The sequence below is a fragment of the Mesorhizobium sp. LSHC412B00 genome (assembly GCF_000503035.1).
GTDB lineage: Bacteria > Pseudomonadota > Alphaproteobacteria > Rhizobiales > Rhizobiaceae > Mesorhizobium.
In genome coordinates this window covers 162,054-184,569 of the sequence record NZ_AYWB01000003.1, presented here as the reverse complement: position 1 = coordinate 184,569, position 22,516 = coordinate 162,054, and the positions used below count along the sequence as shown (strand labels likewise).

At 64.1% G+C, this 22,516-nt stretch carries 20 protein-coding genes and 2 pseudogenes; 11 read left to right on the top strand and 11 right to left on the bottom strand.

Annotated elements, in window-relative coordinates; all coding sequences use genetic code 11:
* Window positions 1-130: 130 nt before the first annotated feature.
* Both X757_RS157250 and X757_RS157255 read left to right on the top strand, forming a co-directional pair.
* Complete coding sequence (locus X757_RS157250) at window positions 131-1,300, top strand: FIST N-terminal domain-containing protein (protein ID WP_373432828.1); 1,170 nt, start codon at window positions 131-133, stop codon at window positions 1,298-1,300.
* Window positions 1,301-1,303: 3 nt separating this feature from the next.
* Window positions 1,304-2,647, top strand: coding sequence for a hybrid sensor histidine kinase/response regulator (locus tag X757_RS157255; protein ID WP_023725650.1), 1,344 nt, complete (start codon window positions 1,304-1,306; stop codon window positions 2,645-2,647).
* A gap of 122 nt (window positions 2,648-2,769) precedes the next feature.
* On the opposite strand, the gene X757_RS157260 is transcribed toward X757_RS157255, so the two are convergent.
* A complete protein-coding gene (locus X757_RS157260; protein WP_023672627.1) occupies window positions 2,770-3,453 on the bottom strand; it encodes a response regulator transcription factor in 684 nt (227 codons plus the stop codon).
* 210 nt (window positions 3,454-3,663) lie between these two features.
* On the opposite strand from X757_RS157260, the gene X757_RS157265 reads away from it, so the two are divergent.
* The 3 genes and pseudogenes from X757_RS157265 (at window position 3,664) to X757_RS01000000164640 (ending at window position 6,085) form a co-directional block, all read left to right on the top strand.
* Window positions 3,664-4,386: a fumarylacetoacetate hydrolase family protein gene (locus X757_RS157265; RefSeq protein WP_023725649.1), complete on the top strand. Its 723-nt coding sequence runs from the start codon at window positions 3,664-3,666 to the stop codon at window positions 4,384-4,386.
* Between the two features lie 4 nt (window positions 4,387-4,390).
* On the top strand, window positions 4,391-5,041 hold the full coding sequence (maiA, locus tag X757_RS157270; protein ID WP_023688172.1) for a maleylacetoacetate isomerase: 651 nt from the start codon (window positions 4,391-4,393) through the stop codon (window positions 5,039-5,041).
* A 35-nt stretch (window positions 5,042-5,076) separates the two neighbouring features.
* Window positions 5,077-6,085: pseudogene (locus tag X757_RS01000000164640) on the top strand (zinc-dependent alcohol dehydrogenase family protein).
* Between the two features lie 28 nt (window positions 6,086-6,113).
* Here X757_RS01000000164640 and X757_RS157275 read toward each other — a convergent pair.
* A complete protein-coding gene (locus tag X757_RS157275; protein WP_023725648.1) occupies window positions 6,114-6,977 on the bottom strand; it encodes a DMT family transporter in 864 nt (287 codons plus the stop codon).
* Window positions 6,978-7,083: 106 nt separating this feature from the next.
* On the opposite strand from X757_RS157275, the gene X757_RS157280 reads away from it, so the two are divergent.
* Window positions 7,084-8,502, top strand: coding sequence for a PLP-dependent aminotransferase family protein (locus X757_RS157280; protein ID WP_023725647.1), 1,419 nt, complete (start codon window positions 7,084-7,086; stop codon window positions 8,500-8,502).
* A gap of 4 nt (window positions 8,503-8,506) precedes the next feature.
* Here X757_RS157280 and X757_RS157285 read toward each other — a convergent pair whose 3' ends face one another.
* Window positions 8,507-9,400: a LysR family transcriptional regulator gene (locus X757_RS157285; RefSeq protein WP_023725646.1), complete on the bottom strand. Its 894-nt coding sequence runs from the start codon at window positions 9,398-9,400 to the stop codon at window positions 8,507-8,509.
* A 131-nt stretch (window positions 9,401-9,531) separates the two neighbouring features.
* On the opposite strand from X757_RS157285, the gene X757_RS157290 reads away from it, so the two are divergent.
* Window positions 9,532-11,004, top strand: coding sequence for an MFS transporter (locus X757_RS157290; RefSeq protein ID WP_023725645.1), 1,473 nt, complete (start codon window positions 9,532-9,534; stop codon window positions 11,002-11,004).
* 15 nt (window positions 11,005-11,019) lie between these two features.
* Here X757_RS157290 and X757_RS157295 read toward each other — a convergent pair whose 3' ends face one another.
* The 3 genes from X757_RS157295 to X757_RS157305 all read right to left on the bottom strand — a co-directional run bounded on the left by X757_RS157295 (window position 11,020) and on the right by X757_RS157305 (window position 13,605).
* Window positions 11,020-11,517 carry a MaoC family dehydratase gene (locus tag X757_RS157295; protein WP_023725644.1) on the bottom strand — a complete coding sequence of 166 codons (498 nt, stop codon included), beginning with the start codon at window positions 11,515-11,517 and terminating at the stop codon, window positions 11,020-11,022.
* A 160-nt stretch (window positions 11,518-11,677) separates the two neighbouring features.
* Window positions 11,678-12,100, bottom strand: a complete 423-nt coding sequence (locus tag X757_RS157300) for a phasin family protein (protein WP_023725643.1) — start codon at window positions 12,098-12,100, stop codon at window positions 11,678-11,680.
* 209 nt (window positions 12,101-12,309) lie between these two features.
* Window positions 12,310-13,605, bottom strand: a complete 1,296-nt coding sequence (locus tag X757_RS157305; protein WP_023725642.1) for a DUF445 domain-containing protein — start codon at window positions 13,603-13,605, stop codon at window positions 12,310-12,312.
* 294 nt (window positions 13,606-13,899) lie between these two features.
* Between X757_RS157305 and rirA the strand changes: the two genes are divergently transcribed.
* Window positions 13,900-14,361 (top strand): iron-responsive transcriptional regulator RirA, encoded by a 462-nt coding sequence (gene rirA / locus X757_RS157310; protein ID WP_023672640.1) that lies wholly within the window; start codon window positions 13,900-13,902, stop codon window positions 14,359-14,361.
* Between the two features lie 108 nt (window positions 14,362-14,469).
* Here the strand turns inward: rirA and X757_RS157315 are convergent, their stop codons facing one another.
* The 5 genes and pseudogenes from X757_RS157315 to hemP all read right to left on the bottom strand — a co-directional run bounded on the left by X757_RS157315 (window position 14,470) and on the right by hemP (window position 18,552).
* Window positions 14,470-15,258, bottom strand: a complete 789-nt coding sequence (locus X757_RS157315) for a heme ABC transporter ATP-binding protein (protein WP_023725641.1) — start codon at window positions 15,256-15,258, stop codon at window positions 14,470-14,472.
* A gap of 23 nt (window positions 15,259-15,281) precedes the next feature.
* A pseudogene (locus X757_RS01000000164635) lies at window positions 15,282-16,354 on the bottom strand (FecCD family ABC transporter permease).
* 4 nt (window positions 16,355-16,358) lie between these two features.
* On the bottom strand, window positions 16,359-17,240 hold the full coding sequence (locus X757_RS157320; RefSeq protein ID WP_023725640.1) for a hemin ABC transporter substrate-binding protein: 882 nt from the start codon (window positions 17,238-17,240) through the stop codon (window positions 16,359-16,361).
* Window positions 17,241-17,250: 10 nt separating this feature from the next.
* Window positions 17,251-18,309, bottom strand: coding sequence for a hemin-degrading factor (locus tag X757_RS157325; protein WP_023725639.1), 1,059 nt, complete (start codon window positions 18,307-18,309; stop codon window positions 17,251-17,253).
* Window positions 18,310-18,345: 36 nt separating this feature from the next.
* On the bottom strand, window positions 18,346-18,552 hold the full coding sequence (gene hemP / locus X757_RS157330; protein ID WP_023673860.1) for a hemin uptake protein HemP: 207 nt from the start codon (window positions 18,550-18,552) through the stop codon (window positions 18,346-18,348).
* Between the two features lie 270 nt (window positions 18,553-18,822).
* Between hemP and X757_RS157335 the strand changes: the two genes are divergently transcribed.
* Genes X757_RS157335 through X757_RS157345 form a run of 3 tightly spaced genes read left to right on the top strand, consistent with a single transcriptional unit; the run spans window position 18,823 to window position 22,479 of the window.
* Entirely contained in the window at window positions 18,823-20,952 is a 2,130-nt protein-coding gene (locus X757_RS157335; protein WP_031251168.1) for a TonB-dependent hemoglobin/transferrin/lactoferrin family receptor, read from the top strand.
* Window positions 20,953-20,957: 5 nt separating this feature from the next.
* On the top strand, window positions 20,958-21,392 hold the full coding sequence (locus X757_RS157340) for a hypothetical protein (protein WP_023725637.1): 435 nt from the start codon (window positions 20,958-20,960) through the stop codon (window positions 21,390-21,392).
* Window position 21,393: 1 nt separating this feature from the next.
* Window positions 21,394-22,479 carry an energy transducer TonB gene (locus tag X757_RS157345; protein WP_306413598.1) on the top strand — a complete coding sequence of 362 codons (1,086 nt, stop codon included), beginning with the start codon at window positions 21,394-21,396 and terminating at the stop codon, window positions 22,477-22,479.
* Window positions 22,480-22,516: the final 37 nt, after the last annotated feature.

Genomic DNA, 22,516 nt, shown 5'->3' with positions numbered 1-22,516 from the left:
GAAAATCATGGGCCTGTACGCCCCATTGCCAAAGAGCGAATAGGGGGCAACAATGCCCTCGACGCCAGCTCGCCGAGAGACATAAAACGGGCGCGCGCAGGAAGCGTCGGAGGATATCGGGAGGAAGCCTCTGGCCAGTTCACGGACGAGCTATGCATCCGGTCTGTCGGCGCTCACCACCGACGAGCCCGACGCCGATGCATTCGCCCTGGCGGTCGCCGTCGAGGCCGCAGCCATCGATGCCGGCTTTGCCCTGCTGTTCTTCTCCCAGAGCCTGTTTGACGCGAGCGTCCTTTCGCAAGGGCTGAAGACCCACGCGCCGACGCTGGCCTACGCCGCCTGCTCGACCGCCGGCGAGATTACCCCCCAGGGCCTGGAGGAAGGCCATGTGCTGGCGCTGCTCTTTCCCTCCGCGTCGTTTTCGGCGGTCAGCACCATGGTCGACAATCTCTCCTCGTCGGGCATGGACAGGATCACTGATGAAGTCGAGGGCTTGCGGCGCCTGCTGCGCGGACGCACCGGCAGTTGCCATGCCAAAAGCACTTTCGCGCTCTGCTTCATCGACGGCCTGTCCTTTGCAGAGGAAGCGGTGACCTCGGCCATCCATTGGGGGCTGGACGACATCCCGCTGATCGGCGGTTCGGCGGGCGACGATTTGAAATTCGAAACCACCAGGCTGATTTCGAACGGCAAGGTAGCGTCAGACAGCGCCATCATTGTGCTGATCGCCACCGAGATCCCGTTCCATGTCTTCAAGACCGACAATTTCATCCCCACCGACGAGAAGCTGGTGGTGACGGCATCCGATCCGGACCACCGCACCGTGCGCGAATTCAACGCCACCAATGCGGCTGAGGAGTATGCAGCCTCCGTCGGCATCGTTGCGCAGAACCTGACGCCGATGAGCTTCGCCTCGCACCCGGTGGTGGTGAAGGTGGGCGGCGAATATTACTGCCGCTCGATCCAGAAGATGCATGCCGACGGCTCACTGTCTTTCTTCTGCGCCATAGACGACGGCGTCGTGCTCTCCATCGCCCAGCCCAAGGACATGGTGGAATCCACGCGCGCCGCACTGCGCGACGTCGAGGAGCGGCTCGGCGGCATCGACATGATCCTCGGCTTCGATTGCGTGCTGCGCCGGCTCGACGCGCGCAACCGCCAGGTCTTCCGCGACATTTCGGAGCTCTACCGGGTCAACAATGTCATCGGCTTCGGCACCTATGGCGAACAGTACCGTTCGATGCATCTGAACCAAACCTTCACCGGCATCGCCTTCGGCGAACGCCAGGCGGCGGAATAGCCCATGCCGCTCAGGGATATCGACGACGTCGACAGGCTGAAGAAGATCAACGCCGCTCTGGTCAGCCGCGTCGAGCGCTCGATGGACCAGCAAGGCAATGCCTTCTCGCTGTTCCAGACCGCAATTTCACTGGAAAACCGCGTGCGCATGCGCACCGAGGAACTGCACTCGACCTTGCGCCGGCTGGAACAGTCGAACATCGACCTCAGCGCCGCCAAGGAAAACGCCGAGCTGGCAAACCTGTCCAAGACCAGGTTCCTGGCCGCCGCCAGCCATGACGTGCTGCAGCCGCTGAACGCCGCCCACCTCTCCGTCTCGGCGCTGGCCGAAGTGCAGACCAGCGACGAGGGCAAGAAGCTCGTCCGTCAGGTCGAGCGCTCTCTGGAGACCATGGAAGACCTGTTGCGCACGCTGCTCGACATTTCCAAGCTCGACGCCGGCGTGGTCCAGCCCGACATTGGCGACGTCAATCTGGAGACGTTGTTTTCGTCGCTGCGCTCGGATTTCAAGCCGGTTGCCAAGCTGAAGGGGCTGACACTGAAATTCCGCCCGGTCAGCGCCGTGGTGCGTTCGGACCGCACGCTTTTGCGCCGCATCCTGCAGAACATCCTGTCCAATGCGCTGCGCTATACCCGCTCGGGCGGCGTGCTGGTCGGCACCAGGCATCGCGGCGACACCATCCGCATCGATGTCGCCGACACCGGCTGCGGCATTCCCGACGACCAGCGCGAGGCGGTGTTCGAGGAATTCCATCGCGGCTCCGCCATTCCGGCCGATACCGGAATTTCCGGCGGCGGGCTGGGGCTGGGCCTTGCCATCGTGCGGCGCATGGCCGCCGCGCTCGGCCACCCCGTGACGTTTTCGTCGAAAGTCGGGCGCGGCACCATCTTCCACATCGATGTGCCGGTCGGCATCGGCGCCAGCGCCGACGCCATCGCCAGCCTTGCCGAGATGGAGCAGCCGCGCGGCTACGGCCTGTTCGGCACCAAGGTGCTGCTGGTCGAAAACGACGCCGATGTGTTGCAGGCGATGACCTTCCTGCTCGAGCGCTGGCAGTGCCTGGTGCGTGCCGCGACCTCGACCGAGGATGCGCTCAGCCTGCTCGGCGACACCGACTGGGTGCCCGACATCGTCATTGCCGACCAGCATCTCGACGACGGCGACCTCGGCACCGCAACAATAGCCGAAGTGCGCGATTATCTCGGCCGCGCCGTGCCGGCGCTGATCGTCACCGCCGACGGATCGGAGGCCGTCGCCAAAGCCGCCCGCGCCGCCGGCATCGAACTGATGCGCAAGCCGCTGAAACCGGCGCAGCTAAGGGCGCTGCTGGCGCATCTGCTGGCTTGAGCCCCTACCCTCCCCTTGATGGGGAGGGTCGGCGCGCAACGCCGGGGCGGGGTGCAGCGCCAAGGTCCCCCACCCCGCTCCGCTTCGCGGATCGACCCTCCCAACAAGGGGGAGGGTAAAGATCAAAACCCGGCCTGATCGCGAAACAGCTCCGCATTGTCCAGCTTCGACACCTCGATCACCGCTTGCGTGCGGCTGTAGACGTTGAGCTTGCGCAGGATCTCCGAGACATGCGCCTTGACCGTGGTCTCGCCGACCTGCAGCTCGTAGGCGATCTGCTTGTTGAGCAGGCCTTGGCGCAGCATCTGCAGCACGCGCAGCTGCTGCGGCGTCAGTTTGGCCAGCCGCTGCACCATGTCGGCGCGGTCGGCGCTGTCGGCGTCGGGCGGCTGTCCCTCATATGTCTCCGGCACATAGATCGCGCCCTCCATCACCGAGCGGATTGCGGCCGCAAGATCGCTCTTGCGCGCCGATTTCGGGATGAAGCCGGCAGCGCCATAGGACAACGCCTCGGAGATGATCTTCGGCTCCTCATAGCCCGAGACGACGACCACCGGCAGCCGCGGATGGCGGGTCCTCAGCTGCAGCAACCCGTCAAAGCCATGCACATCGGGCATGTTGAGATCGAGCAGCGCCAGATCGAACGGTTTTATCCCACCCAGGAGATCGAGCGCTTCGGCAATCGAGCGCGCCTCCACCGTGTCGACTTCCGGGTACGCCATCTGCACGGCGCTGTGCAGCGCCTCGCGAAACAGCGGATGGTCGTCGATGATCAGAAACCGGGCGCGATCGTTGATTGCGGTCATGGTGTTTGTTTCAGTTCTCCGTGGGCACGATACTCCCGCTGGTATGGCCAGCTTATTGGCAAATAGTCTATCGCCATCTTAACCCCCGGAGGCGAAGCCGACTTTATCCGACAATCAAGGCGCAGCTCGTGCTTTTGCGGACGCTGATGCCTTGCCCGGGGGTTCAAATCGGTCAAATGTGCCGTCAAGATCCCAAGCAGAGACCCGCGCATGACAGACTTCGTCCTTCCCCTGCCCGCAACACCATCGGTCGCCGTCGCCGGCTCGGCCGAGCGTTTTGCGGTGCGCCGCATCTTCTGCGTCGGCCGCAACTACGCCGCCCACGCCCGCGAACTCGGCAATGACGAACGCGACCCGCCCTTCTTCTTCACCAAGCCGGCCGATGCGGTGGTCGATTCCGGCACCACGATCCCCTACCCGCCCTTGACCAAAAACCTGCACCACGAGATCGAACTGGTCGCGGCGATCGGCAAGGCCGGCGTCCGCATTCCCCGCACTGAGGCGCTAGGCCATGTCTGGGGCTACGGCGTCGGCATCGATCTCACCCGCCGCGACCTGCAGGACGAGGCCAAGAAGGCGGCGCGGCCGTGGGACTGGTCGAAGGCCTTCGACCGCTCGGCGCCCTGCGGCCCGTTGGTATCAGCCGCCAAATCCGGCCATCCGCAAAAGGGCCGCATTTGGCTCGCCGTCGACGGCGCGGTGAAGCAGGAGGGCGACCTCGCCGAACTGATCTGGCCGATCGCCGATATCGTTTCGATCTGCAGCAGTGCGGTTGTACTACAACCGGGCGACCTGATCTTCACCGGCACGCCGGCCGGCGTCGGCGCGGTAGCGCCGGGACAGACGATGACCGGCGGTGTCGACAGCATCGGCACCATCGAGATCACCATCGGCCAAGATCCCATCGGCCAAAATTCCACCGACAAGCCGTAATCCGATGAGCGATCTGGTCCTCCATAACTATTATCGCTCCTCCACCTCCTATCGCGCACGCATTGCGCTCGAGATGAAGGGCCTGACCTACGATTACGTGCCGCATCATCTGCGTCATGGCGACCATCTGGAGCCGGCTTACCTAGCGGTCAATCCGCAGGGGCTGGTGCCGGCGCTGATCCTGGGCGACGGCACGCTTTTGACGCAGTCGCTGGCGATCATCGAATATCTCGACGAGACCCATCCCGAACCGCCGCTGTTGCCGAAGGACGCGCTCGGCCGGGCGCGCGTGCGAATGCTGGCGCAGATGATCGCCTGCGACATCCACCCGGTGAACAATCTGCGCGTGCTGACCTCGCTGCGCACTTTGTTCGGCGCCGGCGACCAGGATGTCATCCACTGGTTTCGCCACTGGGTGAACGAAGGGTTCCAGCCGCTTGAAAAGATTCTGGCTTCATCGGATGAGACCGGCACATTTTGCCATGGCGACGCACCGGGCCTCGCCGACATCTGCCTGGTCGCCCAGATCGCCAGCAACGCCCGCTTCGGAGTCGACCTGACACCCTACCCCGAGATCTCGCGCATCCACGCCGCCTGCATGGCGCTGCCGGCCTTTCAGAAGGCAGCGCCGGAGAATCAGATAGATGCCGAATAGGCTCACAATGCCGGAGCAGAGCAGGAGAGTTGCCGATGAAAGCCGTCGTCTTCGAAAAATTCGGCGAAGCGCCGAGAATCCAGACCGTGCCGGATCCTAAACCGGCCGCCGACGGCGTCGTCATCAAGGTCGAGGCGACCGGGCTCTGCCGCAGCGACTGGCATGGCTGGATGGGCCATGACGATGGCATCACACTGCCGCATGTGCCGGGCCATGAACTGGCCGGCATCGTCGTCGCCGTCGGCAAGCAGGTGACCCGCTGGAAGGCTGGCGAACACGTCACCGTGCCGTTTTGCGTCGGCTGCGGCCGCTGTTTCGAATGCAATTCGGGCAATCATCAGGTCTGCGAGCACCAGACGCAGCCGGGTTTCACCGCCTGGGGATCGTTTGCCGAATATGTCGCCATCGAGCATGCCGACACCAATCNCCGCCGCCAGCCTCGGCTGCCGCTTCGTCACCTCGTTTCGCGCCATTGTCGACCAGGGCCGGGTGACGCCGGGGGAATGGGTGGCGGTGCATGGCTGCGGCGGCGTCGGCCTGTCGGCGATCATGATCGCCAGTTCCATGGGCGCCAATGTCATCGCCATCGACCTCACCGACGAGAAACTGGACTTCGCCAAAAAGATCGGCGCCGTGGCGACCATCAACGCCGCGACCACGCCGAACGTGGTCAAGGCGGTCAAGCAAATCACCAATGGCGGCGCGCATATGTCGATGGACGCGCTCGGCCACCCCACGACATCCTTCAACTCGATTGCCAATCTGCGCCGGCGCGGCCGCCACGTGCAGGTCGGCCTGATGCTGGGCGAACATGCCCGCCCGCAAGTGCCGATGGACAAGGTGATCGCCTTCGAGCTCGAAATCCTCGGCAGCCACGGCATGCAGGCCTACCGCTACCCCGCCATGATGGAGATGATCCGCACCGGCAAGCTCAAGCCCGAACTGCTGGTCGGCAAGAAGATCAGCCTTGATGAGGCGCCTGCGGCGCTGATGGCGATGGGCGGGTTCGAGGGGATTGGCATTGGGGTGGTGACGAAGTTCTAGGGCGGAGTCGCCCTCCACCACCAAACTCCTACCGCGCAAACCTCTTCGCCCCGACCACGCAGGCGACCACACCCAGCGTGACAACCACCATCAGCGGGCTGACCTGCTCGTGCAGAAGCGTCGCCGCCAGCGCCAGTCCGAAGAAGGGCTGCAGCAACTGCAATTGCCCGACGGCGGCGATGCCGCCTTGGGCCAGGCCGCGATACCAGAACACGAAGCCGATCAGCATGCTGAACAGCGAGACATAGGCGAGACCGATCCAGGCGCCGGAGCCGATGCCGGCGAAGGATGGCGGCAGCGTCGCGAACGTCAGCACCAGCATGATCGGCAGCGAGATCGCCAGCGCCCAGCAGATCACCTGCCAACCGCCGAGCCCGCGCGATAGTGCGGCCCCCTCGGCGTAGCCCAGGCCGCAGACGATGATGGCGGCCAGCATCAGGCCGTCGCCGACCGGAGACGCCGTCACGCCTTGCGTCAGGGCAAAACCCGCAACCAGCGCACTGCCGACACAGGAAAACAGCCAGAAGGCAGGGCGCGGACGCTCGCCGCCGCGTAGCACGCCGAAGATCGCGGTGGCCAGCGGCAACAGGCCGACGAAGATGATGGAATGGGCGGAGGTGACGTGCTTCAGCGCCAGCGCGGTCAGCAGGGGAAAGCCGACCACCACGCCAAGCGCCACGATCACCAGCGACAGAAAATCGCTGCGCTCTGGCCGCTTCTGCCGGAACAGCACGAGCATCGCCAGGCCGAGCAGTCCGGCAATTGCCGCGCGGGCCGAGGTCAGGAATGTCGGATCGAAATCCGCCACCGCCACACGCGTCGCCGGCAGCGAGCCGCTGAAGATCAGCACGCCGACGAATCCGTTCACCCAGCCGCTCGTGCTCTTGTCCATTCCAGGCTCCATTGCTTTGGCTCTGTATCGGGCTTGACCCTATGGTGGAGCTAGAGACAATGCGGTACAATTCTATCGAACTGTAATGGCCAATTGAGCAATACAGATGACCAAACTCGTTCTGGAAACCGACACGGCATACGCTCCTGTCGCGACCACGCTGGTCGAAACTGTCATGGCGACCATCCGCCAGCGGATTGCTGCGCGCAGCCTGACGCCTGGCGCGCGGCTGCCCTCGATCCGCGCCTTTGCCAAAGCCATGCAGGTGTCGAAGTCGACCGTCGTCGAGGCCTATGAGCGGCTTGCCGCCGAAGGCGCGATCCGGTCCCGGCCGGGCTCTGGCTTCTATGCCGCCGGGTCGCTGGCGCCACTGTCGCTGGCCGAGATCGGTCCCCGGCTCGACCGTGAAGTCGACCCGCTCTGGGTCTCGCGCCAGTCGCTGGAAGCCGGCGGCGAGATGCTGAAACCCGGCTGCGGCTGGATGCCGGCTTCGTGGATGCCGCAGTCCGCTCTGCGCCGGGCGCTGCGCACGGTGGCGCGCGCCGACGATGTCGCGCTCGCCGACTACGGCACGCCGCTCGGCCTGCCGCCGCTCAGGCAATTGCTGGCGCGGCGCATGGAAGGGCACGGCATCGATGTCTCGCCCGACCAGATCATGCTGACCGAATCCGGCACGCAGGCTATCGATCTCCTGTGCCGGTTCCTGATCGAACCCGGCGATACCGTTCTGGTCGACGACCCCTGCTATTTCAATTTTCACGCGCTGCTGCGCGCCCACCGCGCCAAGGTCGTCAGTGTTCCCTACACGCAAACGGGACCGGATATCGAGCTGTTCGCGCAGGCGCTCGCCGAGCACAGACCGCGCCTCTACATCACCAATTCCGCCATCCACAACCCGACAGGCGCTGTCCTGTCGCCGGTCACCGCGCACCGGCTGCTGAAGCTCGCCGACCAGTCGGATCTGACCATCGTCGAGGACGATATTTTCGCCGATTTCGAAGATGCGCCGGCGCCCCGGCTGGCGGCATTCGACGGCCTCAACCGCGTCGTTCATATCGGCAGCTTTTCCAAGACGCTGTCGGCCTCGGTGCGCTGCGGCTTTATCGCCGCACCCCGCGACTGGATCGAGCAACTCACCGACCTCAAGATCGCCACCACCTTCGGCGGCGGCCGGCTGGCGGCCGAACTGGTGCTGACGCTGCTTAGGGACGGCAGCTACCGCAAGCACATGGAATTGCTGCGCGCGCGGCTTTCCCGCGCCATGGGCGAGACGGGCGCGCGCCTGAAGGCCATCGGCATCACGCCCTGGATCGACCAACCGGCCGGCTTGTTCCTGTGGTGCAGCCTGCCGGATGGCGTGGACGCGGCTGAAATGGCACGCCGCGCGCTGGCCGACAACATCGTGCTGGCGCCCGGCAACGCATTCAGCCTGTCGGGAACCGCCAGCCGGTTCCTGCGCTTCAACGTTGCCCAATGCCAAGACGAGCGGATTTTCAGGGTGCTCAAGGCGGCAATGGCGCGCTGAGCGCTCAGCGGGAGGCCGCGCAGACCTCCCGAACGCAATCTCGCAGCCAGCGTTGCGCCGGATCGGCATCGAGCCGTGGATGCCAGAGCATCGAGATGGTGACCTCCACCGTGGCGACCGGCAGCGGAAAGCTGACCATGCCGGCGCGTGCGCCTTGCGTGTGCCGTTCGGGCACGCTGGCAATAAGGTCCGAAGCGCGCGCCATGGCGAGTGCAGCCGAAAAGCCGGAGACCATGCACATGACGGTTCGCTGCAGGCCGAGCAGCGCCAAAGTCTGATCGATCGGCCCTCTTTCCCGACCCCGCCGTGAAACGCTGATGTGGCGGCCGGCCGCGTAGCGTTCAGGCGTTACCGCGCCTTCACTCAAAGGGTGGCCGGCTCGCACAGCACCGACGAAGCGGTCGCGAAACAGCGCCTGTGTCAGCACTTCAGGTCCGGCCTCGCCGGCAACGCCGATTTCGAGGTCGATGTCCGCGTCGCGCAGCGAGGCGACATCCTTGTCGGATTTGGGCCCAAAGCGCAGCCGCGCGCCCGGCGCCTCGGCCTGGATGCGGGCGACAAGACGCGGCCCGAATTCCTCGACGAACCCTTCATTGGTGCGCAGCGTGAAGATCTGCTCCAGCTTTGCGAGATCGAGAGGCCTGGCAGGGCGCAGCAACGTTTCTGCTTCCTGGACGACATGGCCGGCCTGCTGCCGCAATGCCTCCGCGCGCGGCGTCGGGACCAGGCCGCGGCCGGCGCGGACCAGCAGCGGATCGCCGGTCGCTTCCCGCAGCCGCGCCAGCGTGCGGCTCATCGCCGAAGGGCTGAGCCGCAGCCGGGCTGCCGCGCGCGCCACGCTGCCTTCGGCGAGCAAAACGTCGAGCGCGAACAGCAGATTGAGATCGGGCGATGCCATCGGCGGATTGTAGCACATGCCATGGCGTTTGCCGCACGAATAAGATGCAAATGCTGCGCCTTCCGCCATCCCACCCTGACGACTAGATCTCCGACAGGTCCGTTTCCGGGACCGACAACAAGGAGACCACCATGGCAATTGCCGAGCAGAACGAGTGCGCATCGGCGCCGCACAACACCCGGTCCGCAGGCCTGGCCCACTCTCCTGTCTTGGCATTGGCCAGCCTGTCGCTCGCCACGCTGCTGTCGTCGCTTGGAACCAGCATTGCCAGCGTCGGACTGCCTTCCCTCATGCAGGCGTTCGGTGCGCCGTTCCAGTCCGTGCAATGGGTGGTTCTCGCCTATCTGCTCGCCATCACGGCCCTGATCGTCAGCGCCGGTCGGCTGGCCGATATGCTCGGCCGCCGGCCGTTGCTGCTCGGCGGCATCGCGCTGTTCACACTGGCTTCGGTGCTCTGCGGCCTGGCGCCGACGCTCTGGCTGCTGATCGCGGCGCGCGCCGTGCAAGGGCTGGGTGCCGCGCTGATGATGGCGCTGACGCTGGCCTTTGTCGCGGAGACCGTGACCAAGGAGAGAACCGGCAGCGCCATGGGCCTGCTCGGCGCCATGTCGGCAATCGGCACGACGCTCGGCCCCTCGCTCGGCGGCTTGCTGATCGCCGGCTTCGGCTGGCGGGCGATCTTCCTCGTCAATGTGCCGCTCGGCCTCCTGACCTTTGCCCTCGCCTCGCTGGCCCTGCCTGCCCGCGACAAGACTGCGGAAGCAGCTCAAAACAGCTTCGACGCGATCGGAACGGTCTTGCTGGCCCTGACGCTCGCCGCCTATGCATTGGCCATGACGCTCGGCCGCGGCCATTTCGGCGCCCTCAACATCGGCCTCCTGGTGGCCGCCGGCATCGGCGTCGTTCTGTTCGGCGTTGCGCAGACGAAGGCGAAAAGTCCCTTGATCCGGCTTGCCCGGTTGTACGACATCCGGCTCAGCGCCAGCCTCGCCACGAACCTCGTTGTCGCCACAGTGATGATGGCGACCCTGGTGGTCGCTCCATTCTATCTGTCGCGAGCGCTGGGGCTCGATGCTGCGATGGTCGGCGTGGTCCTGTCGACAGGTCCGCTGGTCTCCGCGCTCTCGGCGCTCGTCGCCGGCCGCCTCACCGATCGCTTCGGCGCGCACAGGATGATGGCCGTCGGACTGTTCAGTCTTGCCGTCGGAACCTCATTGTTGTCGCTCGCCGCAACAAAACTCGGCATTGCCAGCTATATCGTGCCGATCGCCGTCACCTGCTTCGGGTACGCCCTGTTCCAGACATCCAACAATGCCGCCGTCATGAGCGGTGTCGCTGCCGGCGAGCGCGGCGTGGTGTCCGGCCTGCTCAATCTGTCGCGCAATCTCGGCCTGATCACCGGCGCATCGCTTATGGGCGCCATTTTTGCGGCTGCCTCGACGGGAGAACGGCAAAGCCAGGACATGCTGACCTCAGCGGCAGCCGCGCACGGCATGCAGGTTACCTTTCAGACGGCAACGGTCCTGGCGGTGGCTGCGCTGTTGCTGGCACTGCTCTCGACCCGCGCCGGCGGCAGGCTGTCGGTGCGGCAACAGCCATCATGACCGAAGATAGGGAGCTTACGCTCCCGCCCGCTTGCGCCGCTCATAAAGCATGACCAGCGTTTCGGCGGTCAGCGCCGGCCTCTGTTCGCCCTCGATCTCGACCGTATTGGCGGCCTTCATCAGATACTGGCCCGGCCCCTTGTCCTCCACCGACAACAGCGTCGTGTGCAGCCGGATGCGTGCGCCGACCCTGACGGGCGCCAGGAACCGCACCTTGTCGAAGCCGTAATTGAAGGCGGCTTGCGTGTTTTCGGGGACGATGCCCATGCCCAGCGCCAGCGCGCCGATGATCGACAGCGTCAGATAGCCATGCGCGATCGTGGTTCGAAATGGGCTCTGCCGCTTCGCCCGCTCCGGATCGACGTGGATCCACTGATGGTCGCCTGTGCATTCGGCAAACTGGTTGATGCGGTTCTGGTCGACGGTCGTCCATTCCGACACGCCGAGCTCCTGCCCGGCCATCGCCCTTAACTGCTCGAAGGTCGGCGGCGTTTTCGGCCGTAGTTCCGTCATTCCTGCTTTCCCGGTGGCTCCCAGTGCCTCGGACCACGAACGGACGGCTCCTGTCAATTCGCCCGTTGCGATTCCGTTCCGCCATTTTCCGCCAAACAGCGTCCCTCGTCCATGCTCATGCGCCGCAACCGGCCCACTCCTCTCATGGTTGCGTTGAGAGTCACTTCTTGTCATAGCCCGAGCGGATTTCCTCCATCGCTTCCTTGATGCGGCTGCGCAGGATTTCGATCGATTCGGTGCCGGATTTCTTGACCAGCTCGGCCACTTCGCCGGCATTTTTCAGGGCGGCTTCGAAGGATTTCCTGGCGAACTCCGCCTGTTTTGTCATCAGTTCCTGGGGATTGCCCGGCGCCTTGTAGCTCTGCGCCATGTCGCTGACTTCACGCAGCGTGTCCTGCAGCACCTCGCGCTGTCTGGACAACAATGAGGTCGCGCCGGCAGCTCCCGCCCGCGCCGATCTTTCCAGCGCCTCGAGGTTCTTGCGGTGATGCGCGAGGATCGCCTCGACATTCGGCACCTTCAGGTCACGGCCGAACCGGCTGAACATGTCCAGGAACGAATCGGAGTCGGGTTGTTTGGCCATTGCTCGTGCTCCCCAGTTGTCGCAAATGCTGAACCTCGAGCAATTCCAGGAAAAGTGTGAAACGGTTTTCCGTCAGGAATTGCGTCAAAACAAAGAGTTAGAGCAGGTCGCCGTTTCCTTGAAACGGTGAACTGTTCTGTTCTGGACAATAGCACTCGCGCGCCGTGTGTCCATTCGGACGCCCAAGCAATTCAGCGGCAAATGCAGCATCAGCCAGCGAGAAACAGCCTCTCCGCCGTGTAGAGCACGAGACCGGCCAGGCCGCCAATAATCATGCCATTGAAGCGGATATATTGCAGGTCCCTGCCGATGTTCATCTCGATCAGCCTCGTCAGCTGGGCAAGGTCCCAGCGCTTGACCTGATCGGCGATGAACGTCGACACACCGCTCTTCTGGCTCTCGACGAACGACGACAGCGCCACGACAAAGCCCTGGTTCATGTCGGCCCTGATCTGCGGATCGCCTGAGAGATGGCGGCCGACCTCGACGAACATGTTGGCGAGATGCGCGCGAACAATCGAATTCTCCGCCTTGGCGTCCTGTTCGATGAACACGCTGAGGCTCTGCCACATGTCGCCGGCGAGCGACTTCACTTCCGGCCGCGCCAGGAAATCGCGCTTCAGCTTCTCGGCCCGTTTGGCGTATTGCTTCGAGGTTCTGAGCCGCTCGATGAAGCTGCGCGCGAAACGGTCGAATTCGGCGCGCATCGGATGGTCGGGGTCGGCCCGCACCTCGTCAAGCAGCGAACCGGCGGATGCGACGATCTTCTTCAGCAGATAGGCGTCGGCTCTGAACAGGTTGAACAGCGACGGCAATTCCTCGCGGATTTTCTCGCGCATGGTCGCCAGCGCCTCTTCATCGTTCAGGAACCGGCCGATCACCCTGGTGAATTCGTCGAAGAGTTTCTGGTGGCGGCGGTCGTCGGTCAATGCCGACAGCAATTCGGCCGCGAGCGGCGCCAGCGGCACCTTGTCGATCTGCTCCAGCATGCGGCTGGTGACGAAGCCGCGCAGGCCGGATTGCTCTATCGCCGCAAGCGTCTGCGGCACCAACCGCACGACGAAGCGCGACAGGCCGGCAGAGCGTTCGGCGTCAGTCAGCCAGTCGGCGACGAGTGCTGCAAAATCAACCTCGGCCAGCTTTTCGCGCACCGGCTCCGGCGCCAGAAAATTGACCTCGATGAAGCGGCCCAGATTATCGGCGATGCGGTTCTGGTTCGCTGGGATGATGGCGGTGTGCGGGATCGGCAGGCCCAGCGGCCGCTTGAACAGCGCCACCACCGCGTACCAGTCGGCCAGGCCGCCAATGGTCGCCGCCTCCGCGAAGGCCGCCACGAAGCCCAGCCACGGATACTTGGCCTCGAACGATTTGGCCACGGCAAAAACCACGACGCAAAGCACCAGCGCAGCCGTGGCGAGGAACTTTGTCCGCCGCAACGCGAAAAGCTTGGCGCCCGTCTCGGCATCAAAACCGCCAGGCGCCAGGGACGAAGCCGATTGGGACATGATACGCCGCTCCTCATCGATCTCTTGGCTATCTGGCATGGGCTATTTAGGGGGTGTTTGGGCCCGTAGCATGATCGGATGGGCCGATTTCGTCCGGGAATTGCCGGTTTCGCACGCAAAGTTGACAAGAATGTTCATCTATCATGCAATCCCAGTCTGGAATTGTTCCAAGGTATAGGCCATATTCCGATCAGGCCAGTGTGGGCGAATCCGAAACTCCGGGTGAGAAAGCTGCACCAGCACAATCTAAAATCTGGTGCAGTTCCAGCGCGCCAGCACTCGGTGAGGAATGAAATGCGGCTGACGCGCCAGACCAACTACGCCATGCGCATCCTGATGTATTGCGCCGCCAACAACGATCGCCTGAGCCGCATCCCCGAGATTGCGGCCGCCTATTCGGTGTCGGAGCTTTTCCTGTTCAAGATCCTGCAGCCGCTGGTCGAGCATGGCCTGGTCGAGACAGTGCGCGGCAGGAATGGCGGCGTGAGGATCGGCCGCCCCGCCGAGCAGATCAGCCTGTTCGACGTCGTACGGGTGACCGAAGAGAGCTTTGCCATGGCCGAATGCTTCGAGAACGATGCCGCCGAATGCCCGCTGGTCGACAGCTGCCAGCTGAATTCGGCGCTGCGCGAGGCGCTCAACGCCTTCTTTGCCGTACTCTCCCGCTACACCATCGCCGATATGGTGGCGGCGCGCCCGAATGTGCGTCATTTGCTCGGCATCGACATGCTGGTCCAGCGAGCACCGGCCGCCTGAGTTTTCTAGTGCATGTCGCTCAAAAGTGGCCCCGGTTTTGAGACAACGACATGCATAAAGACAAAGACCTAAAGCGCGTCGCCTGAGTCCGTTCAAACGCGACGCGCTTTAGGCGGCTGACTGCGGCAAGACGAACGGCATGTTCGCCGCCGGCAACACACCGACCCTTAGCCGACAATCGAACACCTTTTCGATCAGATCGTCGCTCAGGACCTCCTGCGGTGAACCGTCGGCGGCGAGCCGGCCGCGATGCATCACGAAAATCCGGTCGGCATACATGGCCGTCAGATTGAGGTCGTGCAGGATGGCGATCACACCGCCGCCGCGCCGGGCGAAATCGCGGGCGATGTTCATGATGATCAGCTGGTGCTTGATATCGAGGCTGGAGACCGGCTCGTCGAGATAGAGATAGCGCGGCTTGCCGTCGAGCACCGGCGCCCAGACCTGGCACAGCACGCGCGCCAGTTGCACACGCTGTTGTTCGCCGCCCGAAAGCTCCTGATAGAAGCGGCCGGCAAAGCCGTCGAGGTCGACCCGCACCAGCGCCCGCTCGGGCAGACGATCATCTTCGCCCGGCAGAACGCCGGAACGGCCGCCGATAAGGCCGAGCCTGACCACTTCGTGCACGGTGAAGGGAAAGGACAGCGTCGCGGCCTGCGGCAGCACGGCACGCACAGTCGCGGCCTCCACCGGCTTCATCGCGGAGAGGTCGCGCCCGTTGACGGCCACTGTCCCCGCAAACGCCAGATCGCCCGACAACGCCTTCAAAAACGTCGTCTTGCCCGAGCCGTTGGGTCCGACGATTGCCGCAATTTCGCCCGGCCGCGCGACGAAATCGACATTGGCAACAATGCGCTTGCCGCCGATCGCCACCGAGACATCGCGTGCTTCGATCATGCCGGCCTCATAGGTTTCAAATCTCACAAGTCGATTACGCCGCGCTTGCGCAGCAGGATCCAGAGGAAGAACGGTGCGCCGGCGATCGCGGTGACGATGCCGATCGGCAGTTCGGCCGGGGCCACGACCACGCGGGCAACGGCATCGGCGATCAGCAGCATCGAGGCGCCGAGCAGCGCCGATGCCGGCAAGAGATAGCGATTGTCCGGACCGATCAGCAGCCGCAGCAGATGCGGCACGACGATGCCGACAAAACCGATGCCTCCGCTGACTGCGACAGAGGCGCCGACCGCTGCCGAGACGCCGACGATCGCGGTGTATTTCAGGCGCTGTACCGGGATGCCGAGATGTCCGGCCGTCGCCTCGCCGAGCGCCAGGGCGTTGAGGCCTTTGGCCAGGAACGGCATTGCCGCAAGCGCCAGGATGATGATCGGACCGACGGAAGCGATCTTCGGCCAGGTCGCGCCGCCCAGCGAGCCCAGTTGCCAGAACGTCAGGTCGCGCAACTGCCGGTCGTCGGCCATGAAAATCAGGATACCGGTCAGCGCCATAGCAAGGGCTGCCAGCGCAATGCCGGCAAGCAGCATGGTGGCGACCGAGGTCTGTCCCTGCCGCGTGGCGACACGGTAGAGCACCAGCGTGACCGCAAGGCCGCCGCAGAAAGCGGCGAGCGGCAAGGCCAGCNCCCCAGCCACGTCGTGCCGAGCACGATGACGGCGACCGCGCCGAGGCTCGACCCGGCGGAAACGCCGATCAGGCCGGGATCGGCGAGCGGGTTGCGAAACAGGCCTTGCATGACCGCACCCGATACGGCCAGTGCCGCCCCGATGAGCACACCGAGCAGTACGCGCGGCATGCGGATATCGTAGACGATCAACCGGTCGCGGGCGCCAAGCGCGGCGTCGTCCGGCATGGCGCCGGTCAGCCAGTCACGAATGACACCAACGGCCGATGCATCGGAAGCGCCCGACCTCAGCGACAGGAACATCGAAAGGGCAAGCGCCACACACAGGAGCACAATAACCATGCGAGCGCGCCCGGAACGATCGCCCTCGGCCACCTTGCCCGCCGCGCCGGCGATCGACTGATCCACCATCGGCTCAGTCCGTGACCTGGCTGCCATAGAGCGAGGCGGCCAGATCGTGGATGGCATCGGCCGTGCGCGGCCCGAAGCCGAGGAGATAGCTGCCATCCATCAGGGTCAGTTTGCGGCCTTCACCGGCCGGCGTCGAGGTGATCGACGGGATGGCGAACAGCTCGGCCTCCGCAATCGGCGGGCCGGCATTCTTCATGGCCAGGATCACGTCCGGCCTGGCGGTTACGATGGCCTCGTCGGACATCTGCTTGTAGCCGGAAAAACCTTCGACGGCGTTGACCGCACCGGCGAGCTTGATGATGCCGTCGCCGGCGGTGTCGGTGCCGGCGGCCAGGATCTTACCGCCCTGGATCGACAGCACGAACAGGATGCGCTTGCGCTGCTTGATCGACGCCGTCTGCTTCTCGGCCGCCTTCAGCTTGGCGTCGGTCTCGGCCACAAGTTTCTCGGCCTTGGCATCGACGCCGAGCGCCTTGCCGACGATGCGGATCTTTTCCAGGATGCCGTCATGGCTGTAATGCTCGGGCACGTCGATGAACGGAACGCTCGACTTTTTCAGCACATCGACCGCTTCCTTCGGCCCACTGCCATGCAGCGCCAGAATGCCCGAAGGATTGACCGACAACACGCCTTCCGGCGACAGCTGGCGCATATAGCCGACGTCGGGCAGCGCGACCGCGGCGGCGGGGTAGCGGCTGGTCGAATCGCGGGCGACGAGATGACCTTCCTCGCCAAGCGCGTAGACGATCTCGGTGATCGAACCGCCGATCGCCACGATCCGCGACGTGTCGGCAAACACGGCCACGTTCTCGCTGGCCGGCACTGGGGCGGCAATAAACAGCGACAGGCCCAAGGCCGCGGCAAGCGTCCTGAACAGTGAAATCATCGTCGTCTCCTCAGGCTGCGGTCGGGCTTGGAATGCGCGGCAGGTTCTCGGCAAGGAACCGCCAGTCGTCGCGCTCGCCCTCGCCTTCATGGCGCTTGCCGAAGAACTGGATGATCATTTTGCCGTCGGCGCCATAGGCCTCGAGCGAGGTGACATGACCGTCCTTGGTCGGTTTGCGCACCGCCCACACCTCCTGGATGTGGTCGGTGCGCAGATGCAGGTGGAACGTCTCGTCCATCACGTTGATCCACGGCCCCATCGGCCTGATCGACTTGACGGGACCGGAATGGATCTGGATGCAGCCTCGGTTTCCGACAAAACACATGATCGGCATGCCGTCGGCGGCGGCATGGTGGAACATGGCGCCGATGGCGTCATTGTCGAGCAGCCAGGCATAGTCCTGGCCGACCATGCGCACGGCCTGGCGGCGGGTGAGCTTCAGCGTTTTCAACATGCCAAAGAACTGATGCACGTCGGTCAGCCGGCTCCAGCGGTCGCGCAGATCATCGATGTCTGCGGCAATGCCCGACGTCTCCGCGTCGTCGTCGGCCAGGCCTGCGATAGACACGGTCGCCTCCTGGTTCGGCGATTCGAGTGCGGCCACGAGCTTCTGGTAGGCATAGAGATTGGAAGCCGGCCGCAGATGCACCTTGTGCACCGCATCGCCGGCCGCGTCGAAGAATTGCAGGCTGCGGCGGATGTCGCCGCCGTCGCGCTTTTCCACGGCAAAGCCATGCGCCCAGACTTTGGGAAAAATGCGCAGGTCGATGTTTTCGCCCAGCACCATGGCGTTGTGCGTGCCTGTGACAACCTTGTCGTAGACGCCGATCTTCTCGTGCACCGCGCTTTCGTTGCGGGTCAGCGCCATCACTTCGCCGATGGCGTCGAGGCCGGTCAGAAGATCGTTGACCCTGGGCTCGACGCGCACGACGCCGTCGCCGCAATGCGCGGCCACCAGCTCGGCCTCGGAAATACCGAGCTCGGCGGCAAGATCGCGCTCGCGCGCTTTCGGATTGTCTGCCCGCGCCCGCCGGATTTCATGCGGGGCGGGTTTTGCGCGCTGGTCCATGTCCTGCTTACCTGTCTGCCGTGTTTGGTCGTTTCGTCACTTGTTGAGGATGAGCTTGCCCTGGCGGGTGATCTTCAGCCGATAGAGCGCGCCATGGTGCTCGATGCCGATCTCGTGCTCGCCCTGGAACAGCGTGTTGGAGGACAGCGTCCGCACCGCCAGCGGCACCCGGTCGAAGCGGGTCGGCGTCTCCTCGGAACGGCGGACGCGGTAACGAAAGTCGTTGGGATTGTGGGTGTTCATCTCTTTCGATCCCTTTCCTGTGCCGGGCAACTGGCTAGGCGTTGCAAAAATGCCGATTCATTTCTTGACTCGAATAATCATGTTTATTAGTCAGTGCAATACCGGACCAAAGTCAACATTTAAGACGCCGGACAGAATGAAAAATGCCAGCGAGCACCAAGCCAGCCAGCATCGAACCTGGAATTTTGGAGTTGGGGCATGGGCTTGGGAAATTGTGGACGACTGGGTCTGGCGAACGCCGATCCGGTGCATCGGCCTATGGCAAAGGCAATGGCAGCCTTGCTTGCGGGGGCAGCGACGATCGCGCTGCTGACATCGCCGGCCAACGCTCAGCCGGCCCCTGACCAGGCCGACCAGACCAGGAAAACCGAGGACACCAAGCCGGCGCCCGCCGGCGCGACCCTGCTGGACAAGATCCTCGTCATCAGCCGCACCGGCGAGACGGCAATCGAATCGCTGGCCTCGGCCAGCCATGTTGACCAGGAACAGCTCGACCGCCGCATGGCGACGACGCCGAACGAAATGCTGCTCGGTGTGCCTGGTGTCGCCGTGCAGGCCGATGCGCGACGCGTCAGCTCCAGCATCAACATCCGCGGCCTGCAGGATTTCGGTCGCGTCGCGGTCATCGTCGACGGTGCCAGGCAGAATTTCCAGCGCTCAGACCACGGCACGCAGTCGACCTTCTATGTCGATCCCGAGCTCATCAAATCCGTTGACGTCATTCGCGGACCGACCGCCAACACCTACGGCTCCGGCGCCATTGGCGGCGTCGTCTTCTTCGACACCAAGGATGCGGTGGATTTCCTCAGACCGGGCGAAACCTGGGCCGGCTCCGTCACCGGGCGCTATGAAAGCAACGGCAAGGGCTGGACCGCCAGCGCCAGCGGCGCCTACAAATTCAACGACGATTTGGATGTGCTGGGCAACATCGTCTACCGCGACTACGGCGACTACAAGAATGGCAGCGGCGACACCGTCGCCGGTACCGGTTTCGACGTGCTGAGCGGCCTGCTCAAGACCACAATCCACCCGAGCGAGAACAGCGAATTGAAGCTCGGCTGGGTCGGCTCGAGCGACGGCTGGACGGAAACCAGCGGCGGCGTGCCGGCCAACGACGTCGACCTGAAGTCGAACACCTTCACCGCCCGCTACAACATCACTGACGACGCCAGGAGCTGGCTCGATCTCCACATCAACGCCTCCTACAACAAGACCAATCTCGACCTCACCACGCTGGTCCCGCAGAACCGCTTCGATCCGTCGACCGGCCTTCCCGTGCTGCTGCCCGTCGGTTCGACCTCGACCTTCGACGTTGGCACGGCCGGCGTCGACATTTGGAACACGTCGCGCTTCGAAACAGCCGGTGTTGCGCACGAATTGACCTATGGCGGCGACTGGGTGGGTGACGATGTCGAGACCGGCGGCACCGCCGGCGGCGACAGCTTCTACACCCCATCGGGCAAGCGTAGTGTTTCGGGCGCCTACATCCAGGACAAGCTCACCTGGGACTGGCTCGAGGTCATTGCCGGGCTGCGTTACGACAATTACAGCCTCGAAGACAGCACCCACGAAACGTCAGGTGATCGTCTGTCGCCGCGCATCACCGTTGGTGTCACGCCCTTCGAAAGCGCCAGCCTGGCGGGCCTGCAGTTCTATGGCACCTACGCGGAAGGCTACCGCTCGCCGTCGCTGACCGAAACGCTGATCAGCGGCAACCATCCGGCAGGCGTCACCTTCCCGTTCCTGCCCAACCCAAACCTGCGGCCTGAAACCGGCAAGACCACCGAGTTCGGCGTCAACTACAAGCTGAACGACCTTATCGAGGCCGGCGACGCGTTCCGGCTCAAGGCCGCCTACTTCCACAACGATGTCGACGACTACATCGAAGGCGTCACACTGTCGACATTCGACCCGACCAGCGGCTGCCCGTTCGGCCCCGGCATTCCGATCTGCTTCCAGTACCAGAACGTCGCCCAGGCCAAGATAAACGGCTTCGAACTGGAAAGCGTCTACGATGCCGCCTGGGGTTATGCCGGGCTCTCCGCCTCGATCACCAACGGCCACACCATCTCCGATGAAGGTGAGCGCGCCGACCTTGCCACCATCCCGTCCTCGCAGGTCACCGGGCAGCTCGGCTTCCGCTTCCTTCAGGACAAGCTGACCGTCGGCGGCGAGGTGCAGTACAACGGCAAGCCGAAGGGCAACCCCGTAGCCAAGGATTATACTCTGGTCAACGCCTTCGCCAGTTACCAGGCCACCGACAATCTGAAGGTGGACTTCCGCGCCGACAATTTGTTCGACGTCAAATACACCAACCCGCTGAACGGCGGCACCACCGCCGTCATCTATGAACCCGGCATCACGCTGAAGCTGGCCGCAACCATGCGCTTTGGAGGCTGACACCCATGACAAGTTTGACGGCATCGCTTCGGCTCCTGACCTCGACGCTGGCGATGTCGCTTGGCTTGATGCCGGCGTGGGCTCAGTCCGCGCCGGCTCCGCAACTCAGCCTCGAGCTCAATGCCGCGCAGCCCTCCGAAAAGGGTTGCCGCCTGACCTTCGTCGTCAACAATGCGCTCGGCGCCGATCTTTCCAAGGCGGCATTCGAAATCGCGCTGTTCAACGAGGCCGGCATTGTCGACCGCCTGAGCGTGCTCGACTTCAAGGACCTGCCGGCCGGCAAGACCAAGGTGATCCGCTTCGACCTCGCCGGCACCGACTGCACCAAACTCAGCCGCGTGCTGATCAACAGCGCCACCGAATGCGCCGGCGTCGAACCGGGCGCCTGCATGCGCGGCCTGAAGACGGAGACCAAGACCGGTATCGCATTCGGCGTTTGAGGTGGGTCTGCATCCCGCCTTCCTGCAAGATATTCCGGCGCGGCCTGTCTCCGGCCCTCCGTTATGGCCGGCAACCGATCTTGATTTGACAATCCCGCCGCGCTCGCGGCAGGTCTCGCCGCGAACCATGCAGGACATCGCCCCCCTCCCCGACGCCGGCAACGAACCGGCGATAACTGTGGACGAGCTCGTACAGCCGGCGGCCGCGGACCGCAAATGGACTGTGGCGATCGTCGCGTCCTGCCTGCTCCATGCCGCTGCCGCAGCGGCGTTCTTCATCGGACCCGCAGGGACATTCGATTCCAGTAACGCGATACAATCCGAAGGCACCGACCAATCGGGCGCCGAGGTGGTCGGCAGCGCCTTGGACAGCCAGGCTCCCGACGCGGTCGATGTTACCCTGGTAACCGATCCGCAGCCGGCCAAGCCCGAGGCCGTTCGACCCGTGCCGCCGACCGAGGCGCCTCAACCGGTAAAGGAGCCGGCGGCGCCCAAGCCTGCGCCGGAAGCCGCCGAACAGGCGACCGCCGCGCCAGATACACTGACGGCCGCCATCCCGAATGATCAAACTGTCGCCCCAAGCGCTGAGACGTCGACTCCGCCAGGGGTTCAAACGCAAAGTTCAGAGGCACCGCCCGCCGACGAGCCCGCCGTTGATTTGCCTGCTGCCAAACCACCAGTCCCGAGCCCGCGGCCGACCCCTCCAGCCGGATCTGGAGATACCCGCGGTGCGGCAGATGGCGAAGAACGCGACGCACTGGCGGTTGCCAGCAAGGGTAAAAACCAGGACGCGGCTGGCAATGCGATGGAATCTCGTTACGGCGGTGAAATTCAAAAGAAGCTTGCCCGCGCTAACCGGCGCGTTTCGAAGGAAATTCAAGCCAAGGCTCGCAACAATGCCAGGGTCTATTTCGTCGTCATGGCTGACGGCAGCGTCAGCGACTTGCAGCTTGTCGAAAGTTCAGGGTCTGCCGAACTAGACCAATTCGCTTTGAAACTGGTGCGCCAGCAAGCCCCGTTCCCGCCCATTCCACCCGAGACCGGATTATCAAGTTGGGTGTTCAGGGCGCGGATCGGTCCGTTTTAACCAGCTCGTAGACCTTCGCCAAATGTCATCGTCCATC

Bases quoted from the DNA above. Each gene is read 5' to 3' on its own strand.
- X757_RS157255 (WP_023725650.1), top strand. From the start codon at position 1,304: ATGCCGCTCAGGGATATCGACGACGTCGACAGGCTGAAGAAGATCAAC.
- X757_RS157260 (WP_023672627.1), bottom strand. From the start codon at position 3,453: ATGACCGCAATCAACGATCGCGCCCGGTTTCTGATCATCGACGACCAT.
- X757_RS157265 (WP_023725649.1), top strand. From the start codon at position 3,664: ATGACAGACTTCGTCCTTCCCCTGCCCGCAACACCATCGGTCGCCGTC.
- maiA (WP_023688172.1), top strand. From the start codon at position 4,391: ATGAGCGATCTGGTCCTCCATAACTATTATCGCTCCTCCACCTCCTAT.
- X757_RS157275 (WP_023725648.1), bottom strand. From the start codon at position 6,977: ATGGACAAGAGCACGAGCGGCTGGGTGAACGGATTCGTCGGCGTGCTG.
- X757_RS157280 (WP_023725647.1), top strand. From the start codon at position 7,084: ATGACCAAACTCGTTCTGGAAACCGACACGGCATACGCTCCTGTCGCG.
- X757_RS157285 (WP_023725646.1), bottom strand. From the start codon at position 9,400: ATGGCATCGCCCGATCTCAATCTGCTGTTCGCGCTCGACGTTTTGCTC.
- X757_RS157290 (WP_023725645.1), top strand. From the start codon at position 9,532: ATGGCAATTGCCGAGCAGAACGAGTGCGCATCGGCGCCGCACAACACC.
- X757_RS157295 (WP_023725644.1), bottom strand. From the start codon at position 11,517: ATGACGGAACTACGGCCGAAAACGCCGCCGACCTTCGAGCAGTTAAGG.
- X757_RS157300 (WP_023725643.1), bottom strand. From the start codon at position 12,100: ATGGCCAAACAACCCGACTCCGATTCGTTCCTGGACATGTTCAGCCGG.
- X757_RS157305 (WP_023725642.1), bottom strand. From the start codon at position 13,605: ATGTCCCAATCGGCTTCGTCCCTGGCGCCTGGCGGTTTTGATGCCGAG.
- rirA (WP_023672640.1), top strand. From the start codon at position 13,900: ATGCGGCTGACGCGCCAGACCAACTACGCCATGCGCATCCTGATGTAT.
- X757_RS157315 (WP_023725641.1), bottom strand. From the start codon at position 15,258: ATGATCGAAGCACGCGATGTCTCGGTGGCGATCGGCGGCAAGCGCATT.
- X757_RS157320 (WP_023725640.1), bottom strand. From the start codon at position 17,240: ATGATTTCACTGTTCAGGACGCTTGCCGCGGCCTTGGGCCTGTCGCTG.
- X757_RS157325 (WP_023725639.1), bottom strand. From the start codon at position 18,309: ATGGACCAGCGCGCAAAACCCGCCCCGCATGAAATCCGGCGGGCGCGG.
- hemP (WP_023673860.1), bottom strand. From the start codon at position 18,552: ATGAACACCCACAATCCCAACGACTTTCGTTACCGCGTCCGCCGTTCC.
- X757_RS157335 (WP_031251168.1), top strand. From the start codon at position 18,823: ATGGCAGCCTTGCTTGCGGGGGCAGCGACGATCGCGCTGCTGACATCG.
- X757_RS157340 (WP_023725637.1), top strand. From the start codon at position 20,958: ATGACAAGTTTGACGGCATCGCTTCGGCTCCTGACCTCGACGCTGGCG.